Source organism: Endozoicomonas sp. G2_2 (genome assembly GCF_017744135.1).
Lineage (GTDB): Bacteria > Pseudomonadota > Gammaproteobacteria > Nevskiales > Salinisphaeraceae > Salinisphaera.
The window spans coordinates 121,143-141,018 of the sequence record NZ_JAGHQU010000003.1 but is presented as its reverse complement, the minus strand read 5'-3'; the positions used below and the strand labels follow the sequence as shown (position 1 = coordinate 141,018).

General features: G+C 66.9%; 20 protein-coding genes. 9 read left to right on the top strand and 11 right to left on the bottom strand.

What is annotated here, in order from left to right; genetic code table 11:
- Nucleotides 1-197 precede the first annotated feature (197 nt).
- The 3 genes from J7355_RS04710 to J7355_RS04700 are packed head-to-tail and all read right to left on the bottom strand — an operon-like array spanning nucleotide 198 to nucleotide 1,601.
- Nucleotides 198-602: a hypothetical protein gene (locus J7355_RS04710; protein WP_209060385.1), complete on the bottom strand. Its 405-nt coding sequence runs from the start codon at nucleotides 600-602 to the stop codon at nucleotides 198-200.
- Entirely contained in the window at nucleotides 592-948 is a 357-nt protein-coding gene (locus J7355_RS17655) for an EamA family transporter (protein ID WP_209060383.1), read from the bottom strand. Before J7355_RS17655 ends, J7355_RS04710 begins: the two co-directional genes overlap by 11 nt.
- A complete protein-coding gene (locus tag J7355_RS04700) occupies nucleotides 945-1,601 on the bottom strand; it encodes an HAD-IB family hydrolase (RefSeq protein WP_209060381.1) in 657 nt (218 codons plus the stop codon). Before J7355_RS04700 ends, J7355_RS17655 begins: the two co-directional genes overlap by 4 nt.
- Before the next feature lie 147 nt (nucleotides 1,602-1,748).
- Between J7355_RS04700 and murB the strand changes: the two genes are divergently transcribed.
- The 4 genes from murB to J7355_RS04680 all read left to right on the top strand — a co-directional run bounded on the left by murB (nucleotide 1,749) and on the right by J7355_RS04680 (nucleotide 6,652).
- The gene (gene murB / locus J7355_RS04695; protein WP_209060380.1) at nucleotides 1,749-2,762 is read left to right on the top strand and encodes a UDP-N-acetylmuramate dehydrogenase; all 1,014 of its coding nucleotides are present in this window, start codon (nucleotides 1,749-1,751) and stop codon (nucleotides 2,760-2,762) included.
- A gap of 71 nt (nucleotides 2,763-2,833) precedes the next feature.
- Nucleotides 2,834-3,946, top strand: a complete 1,113-nt coding sequence (locus J7355_RS04690; RefSeq protein ID WP_247739779.1) for a PstS family phosphate ABC transporter substrate-binding protein — start codon at nucleotides 2,834-2,836, stop codon at nucleotides 3,944-3,946.
- 177 nt (nucleotides 3,947-4,123) lie between these two features.
- On the top strand, nucleotides 4,124-5,782 hold the full coding sequence (locus J7355_RS04685) for an isovaleryl-CoA dehydrogenase (protein WP_209060378.1): 1,659 nt from the start codon (nucleotides 4,124-4,126) through the stop codon (nucleotides 5,780-5,782).
- Between the two features lie 72 nt (nucleotides 5,783-5,854).
- Nucleotides 5,855-6,652 carry a dienelactone hydrolase family protein gene (locus J7355_RS04680; protein ID WP_209060376.1) on the top strand — a complete coding sequence of 266 codons (798 nt, stop codon included), beginning with the start codon at nucleotides 5,855-5,857 and terminating at the stop codon, nucleotides 6,650-6,652.
- Here J7355_RS04680 and J7355_RS04675 read toward each other — a convergent pair.
- A complete protein-coding gene (locus tag J7355_RS04675; protein WP_209060374.1) occupies nucleotides 6,649-7,479 on the bottom strand; it encodes an MBL fold metallo-hydrolase in 831 nt (276 codons plus the stop codon). The two genes, J7355_RS04680 and J7355_RS04675, sit on opposite strands and share 4 nt — an antisense overlap.
- Nucleotides 7,476-8,174 (bottom strand): hypothetical protein, encoded by a 699-nt coding sequence (locus tag J7355_RS04670; RefSeq protein ID WP_209060372.1) that lies wholly within the window; start codon nucleotides 8,172-8,174, stop codon nucleotides 7,476-7,478. The genes J7355_RS04675 and J7355_RS04670 overlap by 4 nt, the downstream gene beginning before the upstream one ends.
- Before the next feature lie 67 nt (nucleotides 8,175-8,241).
- Between J7355_RS04670 and J7355_RS04665 the strand changes: the two genes are divergently transcribed.
- The 4 genes from J7355_RS04665 to J7355_RS04650 all read left to right on the top strand — a co-directional run bounded on the left by J7355_RS04665 (nucleotide 8,242) and on the right by J7355_RS04650 (nucleotide 11,887).
- Nucleotides 8,242-8,604, top strand: a complete 363-nt coding sequence (locus tag J7355_RS04665; RefSeq protein ID WP_209060371.1) for a gamma-glutamylcyclotransferase family protein — start codon at nucleotides 8,242-8,244, stop codon at nucleotides 8,602-8,604.
- A gap of 27 nt (nucleotides 8,605-8,631) precedes the next feature.
- The gene (locus tag J7355_RS04660) at nucleotides 8,632-9,957 is read left to right on the top strand and encodes an MFS transporter (protein ID WP_209060370.1); all 1,326 of its coding nucleotides are present in this window, start codon (nucleotides 8,632-8,634) and stop codon (nucleotides 9,955-9,957) included.
- Between the two features lie 127 nt (nucleotides 9,958-10,084).
- On the top strand, nucleotides 10,085-10,690 hold the full coding sequence (msrA, locus tag J7355_RS04655) for a peptide-methionine (S)-S-oxide reductase MsrA (RefSeq protein WP_247739778.1): 606 nt from the start codon (nucleotides 10,085-10,087) through the stop codon (nucleotides 10,688-10,690).
- 54 nt (nucleotides 10,691-10,744) lie between these two features.
- Entirely contained in the window at nucleotides 10,745-11,887 is a 1,143-nt protein-coding gene (locus J7355_RS04650) for an alpha/beta fold hydrolase (protein WP_209060365.1), read from the top strand.
- Here the strand turns inward: J7355_RS04650 and J7355_RS04645 are convergent.
- From J7355_RS04645 to pyk, 4 genes are all read right to left on the bottom strand, one after another.
- Nucleotides 11,884-12,837: a bile acid:sodium symporter family protein gene (locus J7355_RS04645; RefSeq protein WP_209060772.1), complete on the bottom strand. Its 954-nt coding sequence runs from the start codon at nucleotides 12,835-12,837 to the stop codon at nucleotides 11,884-11,886. The two genes, J7355_RS04650 and J7355_RS04645, sit on opposite strands and share 4 nt — an antisense overlap.
- A 2-nt stretch (nucleotides 12,838-12,839) precedes the next feature.
- Entirely contained in the window at nucleotides 12,840-13,406 is a 567-nt protein-coding gene (locus J7355_RS04640) for a Maf family protein (protein WP_348522998.1), read from the bottom strand.
- A gap of 23 nt (nucleotides 13,407-13,429) precedes the next feature.
- On the bottom strand, nucleotides 13,430-14,512 hold the full coding sequence (locus tag J7355_RS04635) for a patatin-like phospholipase family protein (protein WP_209060362.1): 1,083 nt from the start codon (nucleotides 14,510-14,512) through the stop codon (nucleotides 13,430-13,432).
- A gap of 110 nt (nucleotides 14,513-14,622) precedes the next feature.
- Nucleotides 14,623-16,044 carry a pyruvate kinase gene (gene pyk / locus J7355_RS04630; RefSeq protein ID WP_209060361.1) on the bottom strand — a complete coding sequence of 474 codons (1,422 nt, stop codon included), beginning with the start codon at nucleotides 16,042-16,044 and terminating at the stop codon, nucleotides 14,623-14,625.
- Between the two features lie 133 nt (nucleotides 16,045-16,177).
- On the opposite strand from pyk, the gene J7355_RS04625 reads away from it, so the two are divergent.
- The gene (locus J7355_RS04625; RefSeq protein WP_209060360.1) at nucleotides 16,178-17,341 is read left to right on the top strand and encodes an MFS transporter; all 1,164 of its coding nucleotides are present in this window, start codon (nucleotides 16,178-16,180) and stop codon (nucleotides 17,339-17,341) included.
- A gap of 115 nt (nucleotides 17,342-17,456) precedes the next feature.
- Here the strand turns inward: J7355_RS04625 and fliD are convergent, their stop codons facing one another.
- Nucleotides 17,457-19,316, bottom strand: a complete 1,860-nt coding sequence (fliD, locus tag J7355_RS04620) for a flagellar filament capping protein FliD (RefSeq protein ID WP_209060354.1) — start codon at nucleotides 19,314-19,316, stop codon at nucleotides 17,457-17,459.
- A gap of 144 nt (nucleotides 19,317-19,460) precedes the next feature.
- Nucleotides 19,461-19,844: a hypothetical protein gene (locus J7355_RS04615; protein WP_209060352.1), complete on the bottom strand. Its 384-nt coding sequence runs from the start codon at nucleotides 19,842-19,844 to the stop codon at nucleotides 19,461-19,463.
- Between the last annotated feature and the right edge of the window lie 32 nt (nucleotides 19,845-19,876).

Sequence of the window (19,876 nt, the reverse complement as noted above, 5' to 3'; positions counted from 1 at the left end):
TTGCCGCGGTGGTTCCGCTGCTGAATTCCCTACTCGGGAACGTTTTGCCGAGCGGCGCTGCTGGAGTCACCGTTTTCTCCCAGCTCGGTCTGTCGGTCACGCGAGCCAGGCATCTGTTTTTGCGGTTCAGACCGATCAGCCAAAGATATTCATCTGCAACGCCGACACGGTGAACACAAGTCCGAGGCATCGCCTCACTACCGCGACTGCGCCACCAGCGCCACCCCGCACATGATCAAGCCGGTGCCGGCCAGGCGGCCGACGGTAATCGCTTCGTCGAGCGCCGGCCACAGGGCCGCGCCGAGATAGACCAGCACATAGCTCAGGCTCATCATCGGAAAGGCGATGCTCAAGTCCATGCGCGAGAGCACCTGCAGCCAGACCATGATGGCGAGCGCGTAGACGCTCATCCCCAGCCAGACGAAAGGAATGGCCCCCGGCGAGATGATGCCGCCCCAGACCAGGTTGCCGAACGCCGCGGCCGACTCGATCGGGCCGAAAGCCAGCATGCCCCGGCGCATGCACAGCTGGCCGGCCGCCATGAGCGACACGGTCAGCACCAGCAGACCGGCGCTGTTCAGTGAACGCGTCTCAAGCCGCATAAGCCAGCACGCCTACACCCAGCACAATGAGCACGACCCCGCACCACCGGCGCTTGCCCACGACTTCGTCCATCGAGAGCGCCGAGTAGGCCACCACCACGACATAACTCAGCGCGAGCACCGGAAACGCCAGACTGACATCGATATGTGATAGCACGACCAGCCATAGACAGGTCAGCAGCACCTGCGTGCTCATGCCGGCCAGCACCAAAGGCTGGCGCAACGGCCGCAGCCAGATATGCCCGGCGTCCGCGTCCGCGGCGCGATTCATGCCGTGCTTGAGCAGGATTTGAGCCAGGCTCGCCAACCCCACGGCGAGCACGAGAAAGACCTCGGAAACAGTCACCAGCGCGCGACTTCGAGGCCCAGCCCGCCGACCTGGTGAAACAGTCGCTTCGACGGGCAGACCGCAACGCCGTTCTCCGCCCAGGACAGCAGTGGCAGATCGGCGTGCGAGTCGGAATAGGCTGTGACGCCGCGCCCGTCTGCCGGCATGTCGTCCATGGCCTTGACGCGGCGCAGCTTCTCGTCGTCGCGACAATTCTCGCCGTCCATGCCCACCAGGCGGCCGCGGGCGTTCCAGGCGGCACGGGTGGCGAGCACTTCCTCGATATCAAGACGTTTCGCCAACCGGGCGACATAAATATCGAAACTGGCCGAGGCCAGCACCACACGCGCGCCCTCCTGCTGATGCCGTCGCAGCTGGTCGAGCCCCTGGTCGCGCATAGCGTCCTCGAGCAGTTCCTCGACGAAGCGATCGGCCCAAGCCTCGACTCGCTCGCGCGGCTGGCCGCCAATGAACGCCCGCAGCACCTGGGTCTTGACCCAGGTACGGTTTCCCCAGCGCCAGAATTTCAGCAGCGTGGCCAGGCGCCAGAGCGACAGGCTGCGGCGCTTGCGCTGATAGCGCAGATAGCCGATCACGAAGGGCAGAAACGTGTCGTAGCGGGTGAGCGTGACGTCGAGATCGAATACGACGATGCGCTGCGACTGTGACAAGGCAACCTCTGATAAACCCGGTTTCGTGTCAGCTTACGCGAAACCCGGCGCCTGCCGACATCCGTGCCCGCCGCGCGGCGCCGGGCCTTGTATTTGCTCGGTTGCGCGCCGACTATCTGGGGCCGTTACCCGGTTTCAGCGCCCCTCATGCGAAAACCCCGCACTCCCACACCCGCGCAGCAGCGCGGTCTGGCCCGGCGCCTGGGCCGCGCTTTGCAGCGCGATGTGCCCCTGGCCGCTCGCACCAGCTTCCAGATCGGCGGACCCGCAGCCTTCTATGTCGAGGCCCGGACGCCTGAAGCCCTGGCCACCGCGGTACGCGTGGCCCGCGATCTGGATGTCGACTATTTCCTGCTGGGCCGCGGCGCCAACATCCTGATCGGCGACCGCGGCTACGCGGGGCTGGTCATCGCCAACCACGCCCAGGCGATCGACATCCACGGCACCTGCGTGACGGCGGCCAGCGGCGCGCTGGTCTATCCCGACCTCATCGATGCCGCGGTCGACCATGGCCTGTCCGGGCTGGAACACTACGTGGGCATTCCGTCGACGGTAGGCGGCGCGCTGTGGCAGAACCTGCATTTCCTGTCGCCGGCGCCGGAACGCGAACGCACCATGTTCATCGGCGAGGTGCTGGAATCCGCGGAACTGCTCACCGCCGACAACGAACGCAAGCGTGTCGACGTGGATTATTTCGAGTTCGGCTACGACCAGTCGGTGCTGCACTCGCGCGACGATATCGTGCTCTCGGCGACCTTCGAACTGGAGCCCGCGCCCGCCGAAACGCTGACCCGCATCATGGACGAGAACCTGCGCTGGCGCGCCGAGCGGCACCCGCCGCTGGACAGCGAGCCGTCGGCCGGCTCCATCTTCCGCAAGATCGAGGGCATCGGCGCCGGGCGGCTGATCGACGAATGCGGACTCAAGGGGCTGTCCTGCGGCGATGCACAGATCTCGCCGCGCCACGCCAACATCATCGTCAATCACGGCAGGGCACGCGCCGCCGATGTCTGCGCGCTCATCATGCATGCCCAGCGTACCGTGCAGGCCGCGACCGGCTACTGGCTCACGCCGGAAATCTCGTTCATCGGCGACTTCGCGCCGGTGACCCGGCTACCCGCCGACGCGCGCGGCTCGACAGGCCGCACCGCGACGTCATAAAACTGTCATCTCGAGCTGACAGCCTTGCGCTCAATCGCGCCGCGAGGCCGCAATACCGCAAAGGATCTTCCATGCTGACGACGCTGTTGAACAAACGATCGAAATCACTGCTGGCGCTCGCCGCGGCGACCACCCTGATGGCCGCATGCGGCCAGGGCCAGGACGCCGGCCAAAGCGAAACCGCCAGCAGCGGCACCGACAGCCAAGCGCAGTCGGGCGAACAGTACAGCCGTTCGCAGCTGCGCATCGTGGGTTCGTCCACGGTCTACCCGTTTTCCTCGTATGTGGCCGAGGAAATGGGCGCAACCACGGATTTCCGCACCCCGGTGGTCGAATCGACCGGCTCGGGCGGCGGCTTCAAGCTGTTCTGCAGCGGCGTGGCCGAGGACACCCCGGACATGACCAACGCATCGCGTCCGATGAAGGCATCCGAACTCAAGATGTGCCAGGACAACGGTGTCGAGGACGTGACCCAGATCATGGTCGGTTATGACGGCATCGTGGTAGGCCGCAAGGCCGGCGAGCCGGCGCTGGACCTGTCGCGCGAACAGCTGACCAAGGCGGTGGCCGCCCAGGTGCCGCAGGACGGCCAGCTCGTCGATAACCCCTATATCAAGTGGAGCGATATCGACGCCTCGCTGCCGGACACCGAGATTCTCGTATACGGCCCGCCCACCTCGTCGGGCACCCGTGACGCGTTCGAGGAGCTGGTGATCGAGCACGGCGCCGAGAACATCGACGGCTACAACGGCGAGAAGCCGGCTATCCGTCAGGACGGCAAGTTCGTGCCCTCGGGCGAGAACGACAACCTCATCGTGCAGAAGCTTGCCCAGAATGCCAACGCGATCGGCATCTTCGGCTACTCCTTCCTCGAGGAGAACCGCGACAAGATCCAGGCCGCGAAGATCGACGGCGTCGAACCCCAGCGGGCACTGATTTCTTCGGGCGAGTACCCGATCTCGCGCTCGCTGTTCTTCTATACCAAGAACGCGCATGTCGACAAGATCGGCGGCATGAACGAATACGTCACGCTGTTCCTGTCCGATCAGATGGCCAGCGATCGCGGCGCGCTCAAGAAGCTCGGCCTGATCTCGCTGCCGCCTGAAGATCTCGAGCAGATTCGCGACAACTGGAAGAACAAGGAGAAGGTGACCGAGGCATCGCTCAAGGGCAGCCACGGCTGATCTTCGCCCAACCGGTATCGGGTGGTTTCGGGGGTATGCCCCGTGCCACGGGGGCCGACCTGCGGGTCGGCCTTTTTTTTGTGCGCGCTCGCCGGCACGCGCGGATAATCGCGCTTATCGGCCGGCCTGGCGGGGATGAGGCACAATCGGCAGTTCGGTTTGCAACTGCCCGACATCATGACCGATATCCCGCTGCGCCCCCGCCATAATCTGCGTACCCACGATGTAACCAATCAGCCGCCGCCGCTGGTGGACTACAACGCCTTCACAGCGGATACCGCGCTGGTCGAGGCCATCCATCGTGAAGGCGGCGACTGGGGCCAGGACCGGCTGCGCACCTATGGCGCGATCGCCGGCACCGAACTGATCGAGATCGGATTCGAAGCCAACGAGAACCCGCCCGAACTCAAGACCCATGATCGCTACGGGCATCGTATCGACGAGGTCCGTTTTCACCCGGCCTATCACCGCAGCATGGCGCTGGCCAAGGAACACGGCCTGCACGGGCTGACCTGGACCGCCCAGCGCGAAGGCGCCCAGGTGGTGCGCTCCGGTCTGGTCTACATGCACAACCAGATGGAAGCCGGCACGATGTGCCCGATCACCATGACGCATGCCGCCGTGCCCGCCCTGCGTCACGCACCGGAGCTCGCCGAAGCCTGGCTGCCCGGCATTCTGGCCAACAGCTACGACCCCAGCTTCACGCCGCACGCCGAAAAGACCGGCCTGACCATCGGCATGGGCATGACCGAGAAACAGGGCGGCTCGGACGTGCGCGCGAATACCACGCGGGCCACGCCGCGCGCCGACGGCGGCTACACGCTGACCGGCCATAAATGGTTTTTCTCGGCGCCCATGTGCGATGCATTTCTGGTGCTCGCCCAGGAAGACGCGGGCCTGTCCTGCTTTTTGCTGCCGCGCTGGACGCGCGACGGCCAGCGCAATGCAATCGAGATCCAGCGTCTGAAGCACAAGCTCGGCGACCGTTCCAATGCATCGTCGGAGGTCGAATTCTTCGATGCCGAGGCGTACCGGGTCGGCAACGCCGGGCGCGGCGTGCCGACGATCATCGAGATGGTTTCGCAGACACGTCTCGACTGCATGCTCGGCTCGGCCGGTCTGATGCGCCAGGCGCTGGTGCAGGCGATTCATCACTGTCGTTATCGCGAGGCCTTCGGTGCGCGCCTGGTCGACCAGCCCCTCATGCAGCAGGTGCTTGCCGACATGGCGCTCGAATCCGAAGCGGCCATGGCGCTTTCGATGCGCCTTGCGCGCGCATTCGAGTCGGACGACGACCACGAGCAGCTGCTCGCGCGTATCGCCACGCCCGTGGGCAAGTATCTGATCTGCAAGGCGGCCCCGCCGCTGGTGAACGAGGCCCAGGAATGTCTCGGCGGCGCGGGCTATGTCGAGGAGTCGATTCTGCCGCGCCTGTTCCGCCAGTCGCCCTTGAACTCGATCTGGGAAGGCTCGGGCAATGTCCAGTGTCTCGACATGCTGCGGGCAATGGCCCGAAGCCCGGCCGCCGTGGACGCCCTGCGCGCGGAACTCGGCCGGGCCTCCGGGCTGCATCCAGCCTACGACGCCCATTGCAATGCCCTCGAAAAAACGCTGGCCACCGTGGCCGATCAGCCTGCCCAGGCGCGGCGGGTCGCGGAAGGCGTCGCGCGCGCACTCCAGGCCAGTATTCTGCTCACCGGCGAATCCGCCTGGGTGGGCAAGGCATTCTGCGAAGCCCGCCTGAGCGGCGATCGCGGCATGGCGTATGGCACCGTCGCGGCGGAACTCGACTGTGCGGCCCTGATCGAGCGCGCCGGAATACCACTCGACGACTGAGCCCCATTCATGAAGGCGTCGGCCAAGCTGCGCTAGGCTTGCCCGACATCGCCCATTTTTCGGATACGCGCCATGAAACACCAGATTGCCGGACTCATGCTCGGCCTGCTCGCTCTGCCGGCCGCGGCTGCGGTACAAACACAAAGCATCGAATACGATGTCGGCGGCACGACGCACGTCGGCTATCTCGCCTACGACGACAGCGACGACACCGCGCGTCCGGGCGTGCTCGTGATCCCGGAATGGTGGGGCCTCAACGACTACGCCAAGCAGCGTGCCCGCGAGCTTGCCGCCGCCGGTTACGTGGCCTTTGCCGCCGACATGTACGGCGAGGGAAAGACCACGCAAAGCCCTCAGGAAGCCAAGAGCTGGTCGACTGCCGCCAAGGCGAATCTGCGCGGGCTCGGACAGGCGGCACTGTCACAGCTGGCGGAGGCGCCGCGGGTCGACGACGCGCATCTGGGTGCGATCGGTTTCTGTTTCGGCGGCACCAGCGCCCTCGAGCTGGCGTATTCCGGCGCGCCGGTGGACGCCGTGGTCAGCCTGCACGGCCATCTGCCGCCGCCGGCCACATCGGATGACGTGAACGCCGCGATTCTCGTGCTGCATGGCGCGGCCGACCCGATGGTCAAGATGAGCGACGTGACCCAGCTCGCCAAAACCCTCGACGCCCGCGAAAACGTCGACTGGCATCTGACGATGTACGGCGACGCCGAGCATGCCTTCACCAACCCCGCCGCCGACGATTACGGCATCGACGGCGTGTCCTACGACGCCGTCGCGGCCAAGCGCGCCTGGGCGCACACTCAGACGTTTCTCGCCGACAAGCTCGCCGGTGGCGAAACCGGCACCGACCAGCCCGACGACTAGTCCGGCGCCCAGCCGTCGCCCGCAGCCTGCGCCTGGCCGAGTTCGGCCAGGCGCAGCAGATGGGATTCGACCTGCGCGGCGGCCATGCCGCGCAGGCGCGGATCCAGGTCGGGATACAGCCGCGCGGCGATGGCGTCTGCCGTTGTCGCATCGTCACTGTCGGCCAGCGCTTCGCGCACCTGGGCCTCGCGTGCAAGCCGGTGTTCGACGATCTGGGCAAGCACGACGAGCGCGTCGTCGAGCATTCGGCCATGGCCCGGTGCGATCTGTTTGATCGGCAACGCGCGAAGACGGGTCAGACTCTCGAGATAGGCAGTCATGCCGCCGTCGGGCGGCAGGATCACCACGGTGACATCGGCCATGACCGTGTCGCCCGCAAACAGCAGCCCGGTCTCGCGCCAGAGAAAACACAGATGATCGGCCGCATGGCCGGGTGTATGGATGGCTTCCAGGGTGATATCGCCCAGCGCCACACGATCGCCGTCGGCCATAAAACGATCGGCGTGGAACGCCTTGTCGCGCACGCCCCGCAGCTGCGTCGCATGCGCATGCACGGCCACGCCCAGCCGCTCGGCCAACCGGCGTGCGCCTCCCGTGTGGTCGGGGTGCGCGTGGGTCACGAGCACGGCGACGATTTCACCGGGCGCCGCGGCAACGAGCGCGTCGAGATGATCGTCGTCGTTCACCCCCGGGTCGATGATCGCGCAGGGGCCCGTGCCGACCACATAACTGTTCGTGCCGGGCCCGGTCATCGGGCCGGGATTGGGGGCGATCAGCCGGACCACGCCGGGGGCGATGGTTTCGGCACCGCGGCGCACGGCGCTCATGCCCGCAGCACCGCCGCGGTTTCCACCAGCCCGGCCAGCGCATCGGCTGTATTGCCGTATGCGCGCAGCGTCTCCAGGGTGGCGCGCGTCGGCGTCATCAACGTGATCTCGCCGCGGTCATGCGCGGCCACGGCCTCGGCGGGCGGCGCCCACCAGACATGCGTGGTTTCGTGGCCATCGCAGCGGGCTTCGCCGTCGGGCGCCGCGGCCGCGAAAAAGCGTGTGGAATAGCGTTTGGGCGCACCGGCCGGGGTGGTCCAGTGCGCGAAATAACGCAGGTCATCCAGGGTGAACCGCAGATCCAGCACCTCGGCGACATCGCGCCATACGCGACTCTGGTCGTTGAGCGCCGCGCGCAGCGCGTCGCGTTGGCTTTCGTTGCCGCGCGCCGCACAACCGACCAGCAATCCGGCCTCCTCGAAGCATTCGCGGATCGCCGCCATCGCGGCGGCCAGACCAACGGCCCCGCCCTCGGTGGCGGCCTGCTCGGCGCCGCTGATACAGCGTGCCGCCAGCGCTGGATCGCTGTCGGCCGCGTCGATCGCGCCCCCCGGAAAGACATAGGCATTGGCGCCGAACACATGACTGCCATGGCGCCGCAGCAAGAGCACTTCCAGGCCATCCGTCCCGCCCGGGTCGGCATCACGCAACAGCACCGTGGTCGCGGCGTCCCGCACGGCGACCGCGCCGCTCACGTTGCGCCAGTTGTCAGCTTTTTCATGTCGGCTAGCATACCTGCATGACCCCGAATCGAACGACTCCATGAGACGCGTTTTCGTCTACGGCACGCTGCGCCCTGGCCAGCGCAACCATCACTACATGGCAACCGCCACGCACGCTGGCGCGTATACGACGCCGGCCTGTTTCACGCTGCTCGACACCGGCCCCTATCCGGCCGCGCTCGACGCCGGCGAAACGGCACTGGTCGGCGACGTGTTCGAGGTGGACGAGGACAGCTTTGCGGCACTCGACCGGCTCGAGGACTACCCGATCCACTACACGCGACGCCAGATCGATACCGATCACGGGCAGGCATGGATCTATCTATGGATCGCGGCACGCGATCCGGCCTGGCCGGTCATCCAACACGGCGACTGGTGCCGGCATGTCGAAAACGCCGGCTGATTCGTACACGCACGAGGCACGAGCAACTTGAACGAGACCACCACGCCCGAACAAGGCCCGATCCGCGATCTCTACGACCTGGTGACCGGCGACGAGAACGCGCGCGTCTGCCGCGATATTTCCGACGACGCCTGCCGCGAGCAACCCACGAATTTCTTCATCCATCTGGTCGCGCTGTTCGCGAACAAGACCGGCGACCTCATCGCCAGCCCGAAGCTTGTGCTGCCCTGGCTGCTGGGGGCGATCGGCGCGCCGGTGTGGATGACCGGCCTGCTCGTGCCGATTCGCGAATCGCTGGCGCTGCTGCCGCAACTGGCCGTGGCCGGCTGGATGCGATCGAAGCCGCGACGCAAATGGTTCTGGGTCGCGGGCGCGGCGATCCAGGGCGCCAGCGTGGTGGCCATGATCGCGGCCGCACTCGCGCTCGACGCCGGCGCAGCCGGCTTGGCAGTGCTGACGCTCCTGGCGTTGTTCTCGCTCGGCCGCGGCGTGTGCTCCGTCTCCTACAAGGATGTACAAGGCAAGACGATCGCGAAGACGCGTCGCGGCACCGTGTCCGGCTATGCCGCCAGTGCCGCCGGCGGCGTCGCGGTAGTGCTCGGGCTCGCCTTGTGGCTCACGCCGGCCGCCAACGCCCAACTCACGCCGATTCTCGTGTTGCTCGCTTTGGCCGGTGCGGCCTGGCTGTTTGCCGCGGTGATCTTTTCGAGCCTGCGCGAATACGCGGGCGCCACCGAGGGCGGCGGGAATGCGCTCAAGACGGCCTGGCAGAGCCTGGGCATCATTCGCAGCAAACCCGGTTTCGCCCGCTTCATCGCCGTACGCGGACTCTTGATCGCCACCGCCCTGGCCGCGCCTTATTATGCCGAACTGGCCCGCTCCAGCGGCGGCGATGCGATCGGCAATCTCGCGGTGCTGCTGGCGCTTTCGGGCCTTGCCTCGCTGATCGCCGCGCCGGTCTGGGGGCGATTTTCCGATCGCTCGTCGCGGCAGGTGCTCATGCTTACGGGCGTGCTGGCGGCCGTTCTCAACCTGCTGGTGGCCGCGAGCGCGCTCTTCGGCCTGGGCGAGACCCTTGGCGTCTGGCCGTTCGCGGTGGGCTATTTCCTGCTCGCCGGGGTCCACGCGGGAGTGCGTCTCGGGCGCAAGACCTACCTCACCGATCTCGGCAACGCCGAGGACCGCGCGCAGCTCACCGCGGTCGCGAATACGACGATCGGCGTGATCCTGCTCGTCGGTGGCGGCCTGATCGCGCTCGTCGGCAGCCTTGGCGCCGCGGTCGCCGTCGCGGCACTGACGATACCCGCACTCGCAGCCGCGGCACTGGCCGCGGGCCTTCCGGAAACCGAGTGACGCATCGCGGCCGCCCGCCGTCGCGTACAACACAGTCATACCTGCAAACCAGACCGCCGCCATGCCACAGCTTTCGCTTCAAAGGACCGCTGCCTGTCTATTCGCCGCTCTCGTGATATGCAGCGGCATGGCGACCGGCGCGGGCGCCGCCGAGAATCCGGCGCCCGAGGCCGCTTTCCAGCCGGACGTGGGCCCTGATGAAGCCGTCGCCATCTTCGCCGGTGGCTGTTTCTGGTGTGTCGAGGAAGCGTTCGATCAGGTCGACGGGGTGGTATCCACCACATCCGGCTATACCGGCGGCCATTTGGCCGATCCGAGCTACAAGGACGTCACCGCCGAAACCAGCGGCCACGCGGAAGCGGTGAAAGTGGTCTACAAGCCCGACACCGTGACCTACGCGCATCTGCTCGACGTGTTCTGGCACAACATCGACCCCACGGACGCCGGCGGCCAGTTCTGCGATCGCGGCGACTCCTACCGCAGCGAGATATTTGCCGTCACACCGGAACAGGAAGCCACGGCCAAGGCCTCGAAGAAGACGCTCCAGGACGACCCCGACGCGCCCTCGCCGATCGTGACCGAAATCACACCGGCCACGACCTTCTACGCCGCCGAGGAATACCACCAGAACTACTACGAGAAGAATTCCCTGCGCTACAAGTTCTATCGCAACTCCTGTCGCCGCGACGCGACCCTGGAAAAGCGCTGGGGCGAAGCCGCGGGCGGGCACTGAGTCCGCCCGTTTCACCATGCCGGCGCGCCACCGGACGCGTGCGATAATGGTGGAATGCTCAACGGGATTCGACGGCGCTTAGACAGCGCGCGTGATGGCGCGCGCCGCACACTGACCAACGGTCGCGACTGGCTGTTCAACGACAGCGCGCTCTATCAGGCCGACCAGACCCCTTACGAGGTCATCCATCGACTGGGACTGATGGCGGTACGTTACTACCCGCCGCTGGGCACAGCGTCGATCGAAGTCGGCGCCGAGACAATGCCCGTGGCCGATCACGAGCACGCAACACCGATCGTGCTGGTGCCGCCGCTGGCGGCGAGCACTCTCATATTCGATCTGCTCCCGCAGCGTAGCCTGGTCCGCTACCTGCGCGCCCGCGGCTTCGCCGTCTATCTGCTCGACTGGGGCGAGCCCGGACGCGACGATGCCTATCTGGGCGTGCGCGACTATGCTCTTCGACTGCTGCCGGACGGCCTCACCGCCGTGCGCCAGCACAGCGGCAGCCCGGACGTGTCACTGGTTGCCTACTGCATGGGCGGGCTGTTCACGCTCATCCATGCCGGCGCCGACCGCAATGCCGGCGTGCGCAACATCGTGACCATCGCCAGCCCGGTCGACATGCACGACGCCACGATCGCCGCGCGGGTACTGCGTGCCCTCAACGGCCCGGCGCGGCTGATCCGCCGCCATACGCCATGGCGTGTCCATCAGATCGATCCGCGCCTGATGCACGTCCCCGGGTGGCTCAACGGCCTCGCGTTCAAACTCACCAACCCGGTGGGCAGCGTCACCACGTATGTCGATCTGCTCCGGCGCTTGGGCGATCGGGATTTCGTCGCCGCGCACGTGACCACGAGCCGCTGGATGGGCGACATGCTCGACTACCCGGGCACGCTGGTTCAGGACTTTCTGGTCAAGCTATGGATCGACAACGCGCTGGCCAGCGGCACGGTGCGGCTCGGCGAGGTGGAGTCCGATCTGGCCAGTATCGACAGCCCGCTGCTGGCGATCGCCGGTGAGTCCGACCAGCTCATGGGTATCGCCAGCGTGCGTCGCATCATGGATCTGGTGACCAGCCCCGACCGGCGCTTCGAACTCGCCCCGGGCGGCCATGCCGGGGTGTTCGCCGGCCGCGACGCGCCGGCCCATACCTGGCGTATCGCCGCCGACTGGCTGGCCGAGCGCTCGGACTAGCCTCGACTTCGAACCGGCGCCCCGTCCCGCTCGCGCGCGGCGTCGGCGCGCGCACAGACCGCGGCCAGAACCGCGCCGCTGACGTTGTGCCAGACCGAAAACAACGCGCCCGGCAGCGCGGCGGTGGCCGAGAAATACTGCTGGGCGAGCGCCACCGCCAACCCCGAGTTCTGCATGCCGACTTCGATGGCCAGCGTTCTGGCCGTACGGGCGTCGCGCGTCGCCGCGAAACCCAGGCCATAGCCTGCCGCGAGCCCGAGCCCGTTGTGCAGCACCACCGCGCCGAGCACCAGCAGCCCGAGCCGCGCGATGGACGCCGCATTGAGCGCGACGATGATCGCGATCACGATTCCGATCGCAACCGACGAGCCCAGCGCGCACCAGCCGTCACGGCTCGGCCAGCGATTGCCGATCAGCCGGTTGACGACCATGCCGGCCACCACCGGCAGCACCACGATCTCGGCAATGCTCACGAGCATCGACGACACGGGCACCGGCACTTCGGCGCCGGCATACAGCCAGGTCAGCACCGGCGTGGCGACCACACTCGCCAGGGTCGCCACGCTGGTGAGCGTGATCGACAGCGCGACGTCACCGCCGGCGAGAAAACAGATCACGTTCGAGGCCGTGCCGCCGGCAACGCTGCCGACCAGAATCATGCCGAGCGTAAGCGGCGCGTCGAGATCGAACAGGCCTGCGATCGCCCAGGCCGCCAGCGGCATGAGCCCGAACTGCAGCCCCAGGCCGAGCAATACCACCGGCCAACGCGCGAGTGCGCGCGCGAAGTCCGCGGGCAGCAGCGTCAGCCCCATACCGAACATGATCACCACCAGCAGCGGCACGATCGCGCCGGCCGCGGGCGTGAACAGCGCGGGCATGAGATAGGCCAACAGCGCGAGCGCCCCCGCCCAGAGCGGAAACACGATGGCGATACGTGCCGGCTGGAGCATGCTCACGAGGCCGATAGCAGGTCGACGCCGGCCGCTTTCAGCAGCCGTGCGGTTTCGAACAGCGGCAACCCCATGACACTGGAATAACTGCCGTCCAGACGCGCGATGAAAACCGCACCCAGCCCCTGAATCGCATAGGCGCCGGCCTTGCCGGTCGGTTCGCCGCTGGCGATATAGGCCGCGCGCTCGGCGTCGGCCAGCGTCCGCAGCGTCACGTGACTGGTCGCCGTGCAGCTGACCGTTCGCCCGTTAAACGCGATCGCCACGCCGCTGACGACCCGATGCGTTTGCCCGGACAATGAAGCCAGCATGCGGTCGGCGTCCGCATCGTCGACCGGCTTGCCATAAAGCCGATCGCCCAGCGCGACGACCGTATCCGAGCCGATAACGAGCGCGTCCGGGCGCCCCGGCGCGATGGCATCGGCCTTGCCGCGCGCCAGGCGCTCGGCGAGCGCCTCGGCAGGCTCGCCCGGCCGCGGCGTCTCGTCGATATCGGCGGGGGCGGTCTCGTGCACGATGGCGAGCTGGGCCAGCAGCCGCGCCCGTTGGGGCGAGGACGATGCCAGCACGATCGGTTTAGGCGCGCCGCGCATCACAGCGGCCGGACGTACTGCACGGGGTCGGCGGAATCCGCGAATTCGATAAAGGCATCGCGCATGCGCTTGCCGGCATCGATCGCCTGTTGCCAGGCCGCGAGTCGCGCCTCGTCATGGCCGGCATAGCGATAGAAATCCTTGCGATCCGGCACGCGGCCGTCTACCAGATGGGCGCGCAGCGCCGGCCCGGGGCCGATCATCAGAGTGTTCTCGGCGTGGCGCGGGCGGCGCCAGCGCAGGCTCTTGTCGAACCAGCCGGGCACGATGCGGTCGTCGAAATGCGGCATGAGTACGAGCGGCGACGCACTGTCGGCAGCAGTCAGTGGCTGGTCGATATGATAGTCGACGATGCCGCCGTCACGGTAGATACCGCGCGGCGCGCCGGGCGGATCGACCACGCCGCGCATCACGAGCGGCACGTTGCCACTGGCATAGACCGCGTCGCGGACGTTGGCCGCGGTGAGGCCGACGATCCGGCGGTTCAGGCCGTCGTCGGCCCAGCGCACCTGGCCCTGGCTGCGCGAGAACACCACCGGCTCGAAGAACCAGCCCAGGGTGCGCCGGGACATCGCGTTGCCGAGCGCGCTCACCGCCGAACCGGCGGCAAGCATGCCGCGGGTTTCGCTGCGCGTGAGCGCCCGCGAGCGCACGGTCACGGCATGCAGGCGGTAGCGTGGGTGGGTGAGCACACCGTCGAGCACCTCATCGCTGAGAAAAGCATCGAGGATGCCGCGGATGGTGCCGCTGATTTCGTTGCGCCCCGCCCCTTCGCTATAGCGCTGGGCCAGATAGGCCTGCTCGAGTCGCGCGATGGCACCGCCCGGATCGGTGGGATGACAGGCTGCCGCGAAACGCCAGGCGCCAATCGACGACCCCACCAGTTCGATCGGCTGCGCGGCCTCGTCGCGCCTGAGCCAGTCGCTGAACAGGTAGCGATCGAGCGCGGACAGGATCAGCCACTTCGGGCCGCCCGCCGCGCCCGCCATGGCGCCGACACGGCGCGGATCGAGCCCCCCATCTTGCAGTGCAGCATATGCGGCACGACCCGCACGTATCGTCAGGACATCTTCGAAAGCCATGGAAACCGAAATAAAAGCAGTGCACTCATTTTAACGATCTCCACTAACACTTGCTTGTCAGTGAGTTGCGCGCACTGACCGACCGGTCAGCAAACAATCACCGGAAGTGCCTAATCCACCGTGATTATCTTCATCGCATTGGTGCCGCCGGGGCCGGTGAAATCGCCCTTCGTGAGCAGCACGCGATCGCCTTTTTCGAGATCGCCGCGCGTTTTCAGACAGGCCACGGCCTCGTCGACCGGCACGACGCCGTTGAGCTCAGAAGGCGAAAACGCCACAGGGAACACGTTGCGGCATAGCGCGAGGTAACGCTCGGACGTCGGATACTGAGTGAGCGCGAAAATGGGAATATGCGTGTCCTGGCGCGACATCAGCAGCGCCGTGGTGCCGGACTCGGTGAGCGCAATGATGGCGTCCGCGTGCATGTGGCGCGCGGTGTACATCGTCGCCATGGCGATCGCCTCGTCGGTGCGTTCGAAATGCGCAGCCAGGCCGCTGATCGGGCGATCCGCGGTGGCCTCGCGTTCGGCGCCGATACAGATTCGGCCCATGGCCGCCACGGTCTGGACCGGATACCGGCCCACGGCGGTCTCTGCCGAGAGCATCACCGCATCGGTACCGTCGAGCGTTGCGTTGGCGACGTCCAGAACTTCCGCCCGGGTCGGGATCGGGTTTTCGATCATCGACTCCATCATCTGGGTCGCCGTGATCACGAGGCGGTTCATCTCCCGGGCCTGCGCGATGATGCGCTTCTGCACGCCCGGCAGTTCCGGGTCGCCGATCTCCACGCCGAGGTCGCCGCGCGCAACCATGACCGCATCGCTGGCTTGAATGATCTTATCCAGCGCAGTGATCGCTTCGGCGCGTTCGATCTTGGCGCACAGCCGCGCCTTGCCGCCGGCCTCTTCCAGCAGGCGTCGGGCCTCGTGCATGTCGGCGGCGCTGCGCACGAACGACACGGCCAGATAATCGGCTTCGAGTTCGGCCGCCACGCGAATATCGCCGAAATCCTTTTCCGTCAGGCCGCCGGCGGACAGCCCGCCGCCACGCAGATTCACGCCCTTGCGACCGGACAGCGTGCCGCCGACCTCCACGGTACAGACGATGCGGTGGTCGTCGACCTCGTCCACGGCGAGCGAGATCGCGCCGTCGTTGATCAGTAGCTGGGCGCCGGGCGCCACATCCGCGAGCAACGGTTCGTAGTGGATGGCGACCTGCTCGCGCGTGCCTGCGTCGGCGGCGAGCTGGGTATCGAGCGTAAAACGCTGGCCCGCTTCGAGTTCGACGGCCCCGTCGGCGAACGACTCGATACGAATCTTCGGCCCCTGCAGGTCCGCCAGCACGGCCACGGGCAGGCCCAGCTCGCTGGCCGCCGCGCGCACCCGGGCGACACGCTCGCGGTGATCCTCGGCACTTCCGTGCGAAAAGTTGATCCGCACGACATTCACCCCGGCCGACAGCAGACGCGAAAGCACGTCCGGGGAATCCGACGCCGGACCCAGCGTAGCGACAATCTTGGTTTTGCGATTCATGCGTCCAGACGCTAGCACAGCGCCGTGTGCACGGGTGTGAAAAGCAAGGAAAATCGACTATTTCGCAACGCCCGCACCCCACGCCGCCACAAATCACTACAATCGCGCCGCTCTTCGAACACCGGTCCTCGCCATGCTCGCAACCCGTTCGTACCTGGCACGCGCCGGGGTCCTGATCCTGCTCTGGCTCACCGGGGTATATATGCGTGCGCCGATCATGATCGCGGCACCGCTGGGCGAGCGCATCCGCGCGGAACTGGGCTTCGCACAGACAGCCCTCGGCACGCTCACCACGTTACCGGTGTTCATGCTCGGCCTCGGCGCGCTGCCGGCCGCCTGGCTGATCGGCCGCTTCGGCGCGCGCGCGACGCTCGTCGCCGCTTTGCTGCTCACCGCGGTCGCCTCGCTGTTGCGCGGCGTGGCGCCGAACCTTGGCGCGCTTCTGGCGCTGACCGCGCTGATGGGCCTCGGCATCGCGGCCATGCAGCCGGCCCTGCCGGCGCTTGTGGGTCGCTGGTGTCCCGGCTTCGTTGCGCTCGGCTCCACGGTCTATATCAACGGCATGATGCTCGGCGAGTTCATCGGCGCCGGGCTCACGCTGCCGGTGCTGCTGCCTGCGGTCGACGACAGCTGGCGCACGGCGTTGCTGGTATTCACCGTACCGGCGCTGCTGCTGGCGCCCTGGCTGTTCGGACCCCGTCTGCAAGGCGAACGCACGCCGCCGCACAAGCTGCGCAAGATGCCCGACTGGCGCGACCGACATATGTGGCAGTACGGCGCGGCGCTCGGCGCATCGGCCGCGACGTTCTTCGGGCTGAACGCCTATATGGGCTCGCTACTCGCGCGCCGCGGCATGGCCGATGCGCTCGACACCACGCTGTTCTGTTTCAACCTCGCCCAGATCGGCGCATCTGTAGTGATGATGATCGCAGCCCGTCGCGTGTTGCGTCTGCCGCGCCTGCTGGCGCTTATGATCGTCGTCCATGTGGTGGGTGTCGCCGGTCTGCTTTTGGCCACCGGCGGCGTTCTCATTGGTATCGCGGTGATGGTGAGCGCCGCCTCCGCGTTCCAGCTGGTCGCGCTGACCACATTGCCCGCGCTGGTGCGCACGCCCGATTCCGCCGGGCGGCTCGCCGCCGGCATGTTCGCGATCGGCTATGTGCTCGCATTCCTCGTGCCGCTGGGTGCCGGCGCGGCCACCGACATGAGCGGCACGATCGATGCCGGACTGGTGGTGCTGCTGGCATTCAATCTGGTGTGCATGCCCCTGGTCTGGCACGCGCCGACGCACGACTAGCTGGCACGCGATGCAAGGTGGCGCGCTCGCGCCGATCGTGGCGTTCGCTGGGCGGCCGCAATAAACAAAGCCCCGCGCGTGGCGGGGCTCGTCTATCGATACGTCCTCGTTCAGATCAGAACGTGGCCCATTCCTTGTCGTCGATGAACATTTCTTCGTTGCGTGCCGCCACCTGTGTCGTGGCCGGCGCGGCCGCCCGCCCCGACGCGCTTTCGGGCTGGGCTGCAACCACCGGGGCCGGGTTCGCGGCAGCCCCGCCGTCGCCATCGAGCTGAAAGAACGCGACCTGACGCTTGAGCGCGAGCGCCTGCTCCTCAAGCGAACGGCTCGCCGCGGCCGACTCCTCGACCAGCGAGGCGTTCTGCTGGGTCATGCTGTCCATCTGCGACACGGCCAGATTGACCTGCTCGATACCGCTGGACTGCTCGCTGCTGGCGGCGGCAATTTCGGCAATGATGTCGCCGACCTTGTGCACGTTCTCGACGATCGCATCGAGCGTCTTGCCAGACAGCGCGACCTGTTCCGAGCCGCCGGCCACCTTGGCCGCACTGTCCTCGACCAGCGCCTTGATGTCCTTCGCGGCGGCCGCACTGCGGCTTGCCAGGTTGCGTACTTCCGAGGCCACGACCGCAAAGCCGCGCCCCTGCTCGCCGGCCCGCGCGGCTTCGACCGAGGCATTCAAAGCGAGCAGGTTGGTCTGGAAGGCGATGTCGTCGATCAGGCCGACGATCTCGCTGATCTTGCGGCTGGACTCGTTGATCTCCTGCATTGCGGCGACAGCGCGCCCGACGACCGCACCGCCCTCGCTGGCCAGCAGCGCGCCGATGCCGCCGAGATTGTTTGCAAGCGCGTCGTCGAGGGCCTCGTCGTCGATTTCCATCGTGCCGTCACGCTGCAGCGAGACCCCGATTTCGGCGAGACCGGAGAACATGCCGCCCGCGATCGGCGTATTGAGCGCGCTGCGTACGCGGGTTTCCACGGCTCGGGCCGTGGAATCGCCCAGCAGGATGCCGTTAGCCTTGTCCTCGCCGTCGAACGCGGTGAGCTTCTCGGACAGCGCATGCACCCGGTTGTAGGCGGCGACGAAACCTTCAAGCGCCGCCTTGACCGAATCGGTATCGCGCGTCGCCGTCAGGGTCTGCGGCTCGGCGGTGGTGCCCGACAGCGTCAGCGTCACGCCCTGGATTGCATCCTCGACGGTATTGCTCTGGCTCTGGATATCGATGCCGTTGACCGCGATGCGGGCGTTCCGGGCAGCCACGGTCTGGGTCATCTGCCCTTCGCCGGTACTGCTGTCGTAGTCGAGCAGATCTGCGAGCGGGGTGGGCGCATCGCCGCCGCCTAACAGGCCGCCACCAGCACCTTCGTTGTCTTCGGCAACCGACAGCGTGATCTGCGAATTGGTCCCCGTCGCGTTGGACGAGAGCACCAGCCGGTACGGCGTGTCGCTGCCGTCGTTGACGATCGAGGCGCTGACGCCGATATCGGCGGCGTTGATTGCGTCGCGAATGCCGGACAGGCTGCTGTCTTGCGCAGCGATATCGATATCCACGCTCTCGGAGACGTTACCGTCGGCATCGCCGACCGACAGGGTGATCGTGCCGCCGTTGCCGATGGTGTCCCTCGTACTGGCCTGGCCGGCGGTCACCAGCGACTGGGCGCGCGCCAGCTCGAATACCTCGAGGCTGTAGCTGCCCGGTTCGGCGTTGTTGCCCGCGCTGGCCTTGAAGGCTTCGCTGCTGCTCGCGGTCTTCACGCCGCTGAACAGCGCCGCATCGCCCAGCTTTTCCGCTGCCGTCTGAAAACCGGCCAGCGTGCTCTGCAGCGTGCCGTAGGCAGACAGCTTGGTGTTGTAGCTGCTGGCACGGGTCTGCAGCGGCACGAGGCGCTGCTGTTCGGCGGACTGCAGACCGTCGAGCAGCGAGCTCAGATCCAGACCGGAGCCGATTCCCAGCGAAGAAGTGATTGAAGACATGCGTCACCTGAAGGCCATCGCCCGCCACTTGCGAGCGCGATTGCGTTGCCTATCGGCGCCTGGCCGCGATTACTTTAATCCTTTAACGGCCGCGTCGCCATTTTTTTGACACCCGATGCCATAAATCCGGCATCGCGCCTCGAATCAAGGCGATGTGGACCAGCGGCGGGCCGGCGTGGCGGGTTTCTGGCCCGTCGGGCAGGGCTGTTCACGCGTGGACAGCGTGCGGCCCGAGGGGCCGCGGCAATCGGTGATTCGGTCCGACTGACCGTCGTAACCGTCAAGACGATGACTGTCGGGCAGATAGTTCGCCGGCCAGTGCTCGCTCGCGGGATCGGCGAACACCTGGATCTCCGGAAAGCCGGCATAGCCACCGCGGCCGGGGTCAATATCGAAAACCGGCGGCCTGTCCCGGTGGCCGTGGCGTTCTACGCGATGGTCCCGGGCCTCGGCCGCGGCCGACGAGCCGGCCGCGAGCAGCAGGCCGAGGGCGATCACAGAGCCGTAACGTGCGAGCAAGGCGTTCATGACAACGATAACGGCCGAGGCCGCCCGAAGAT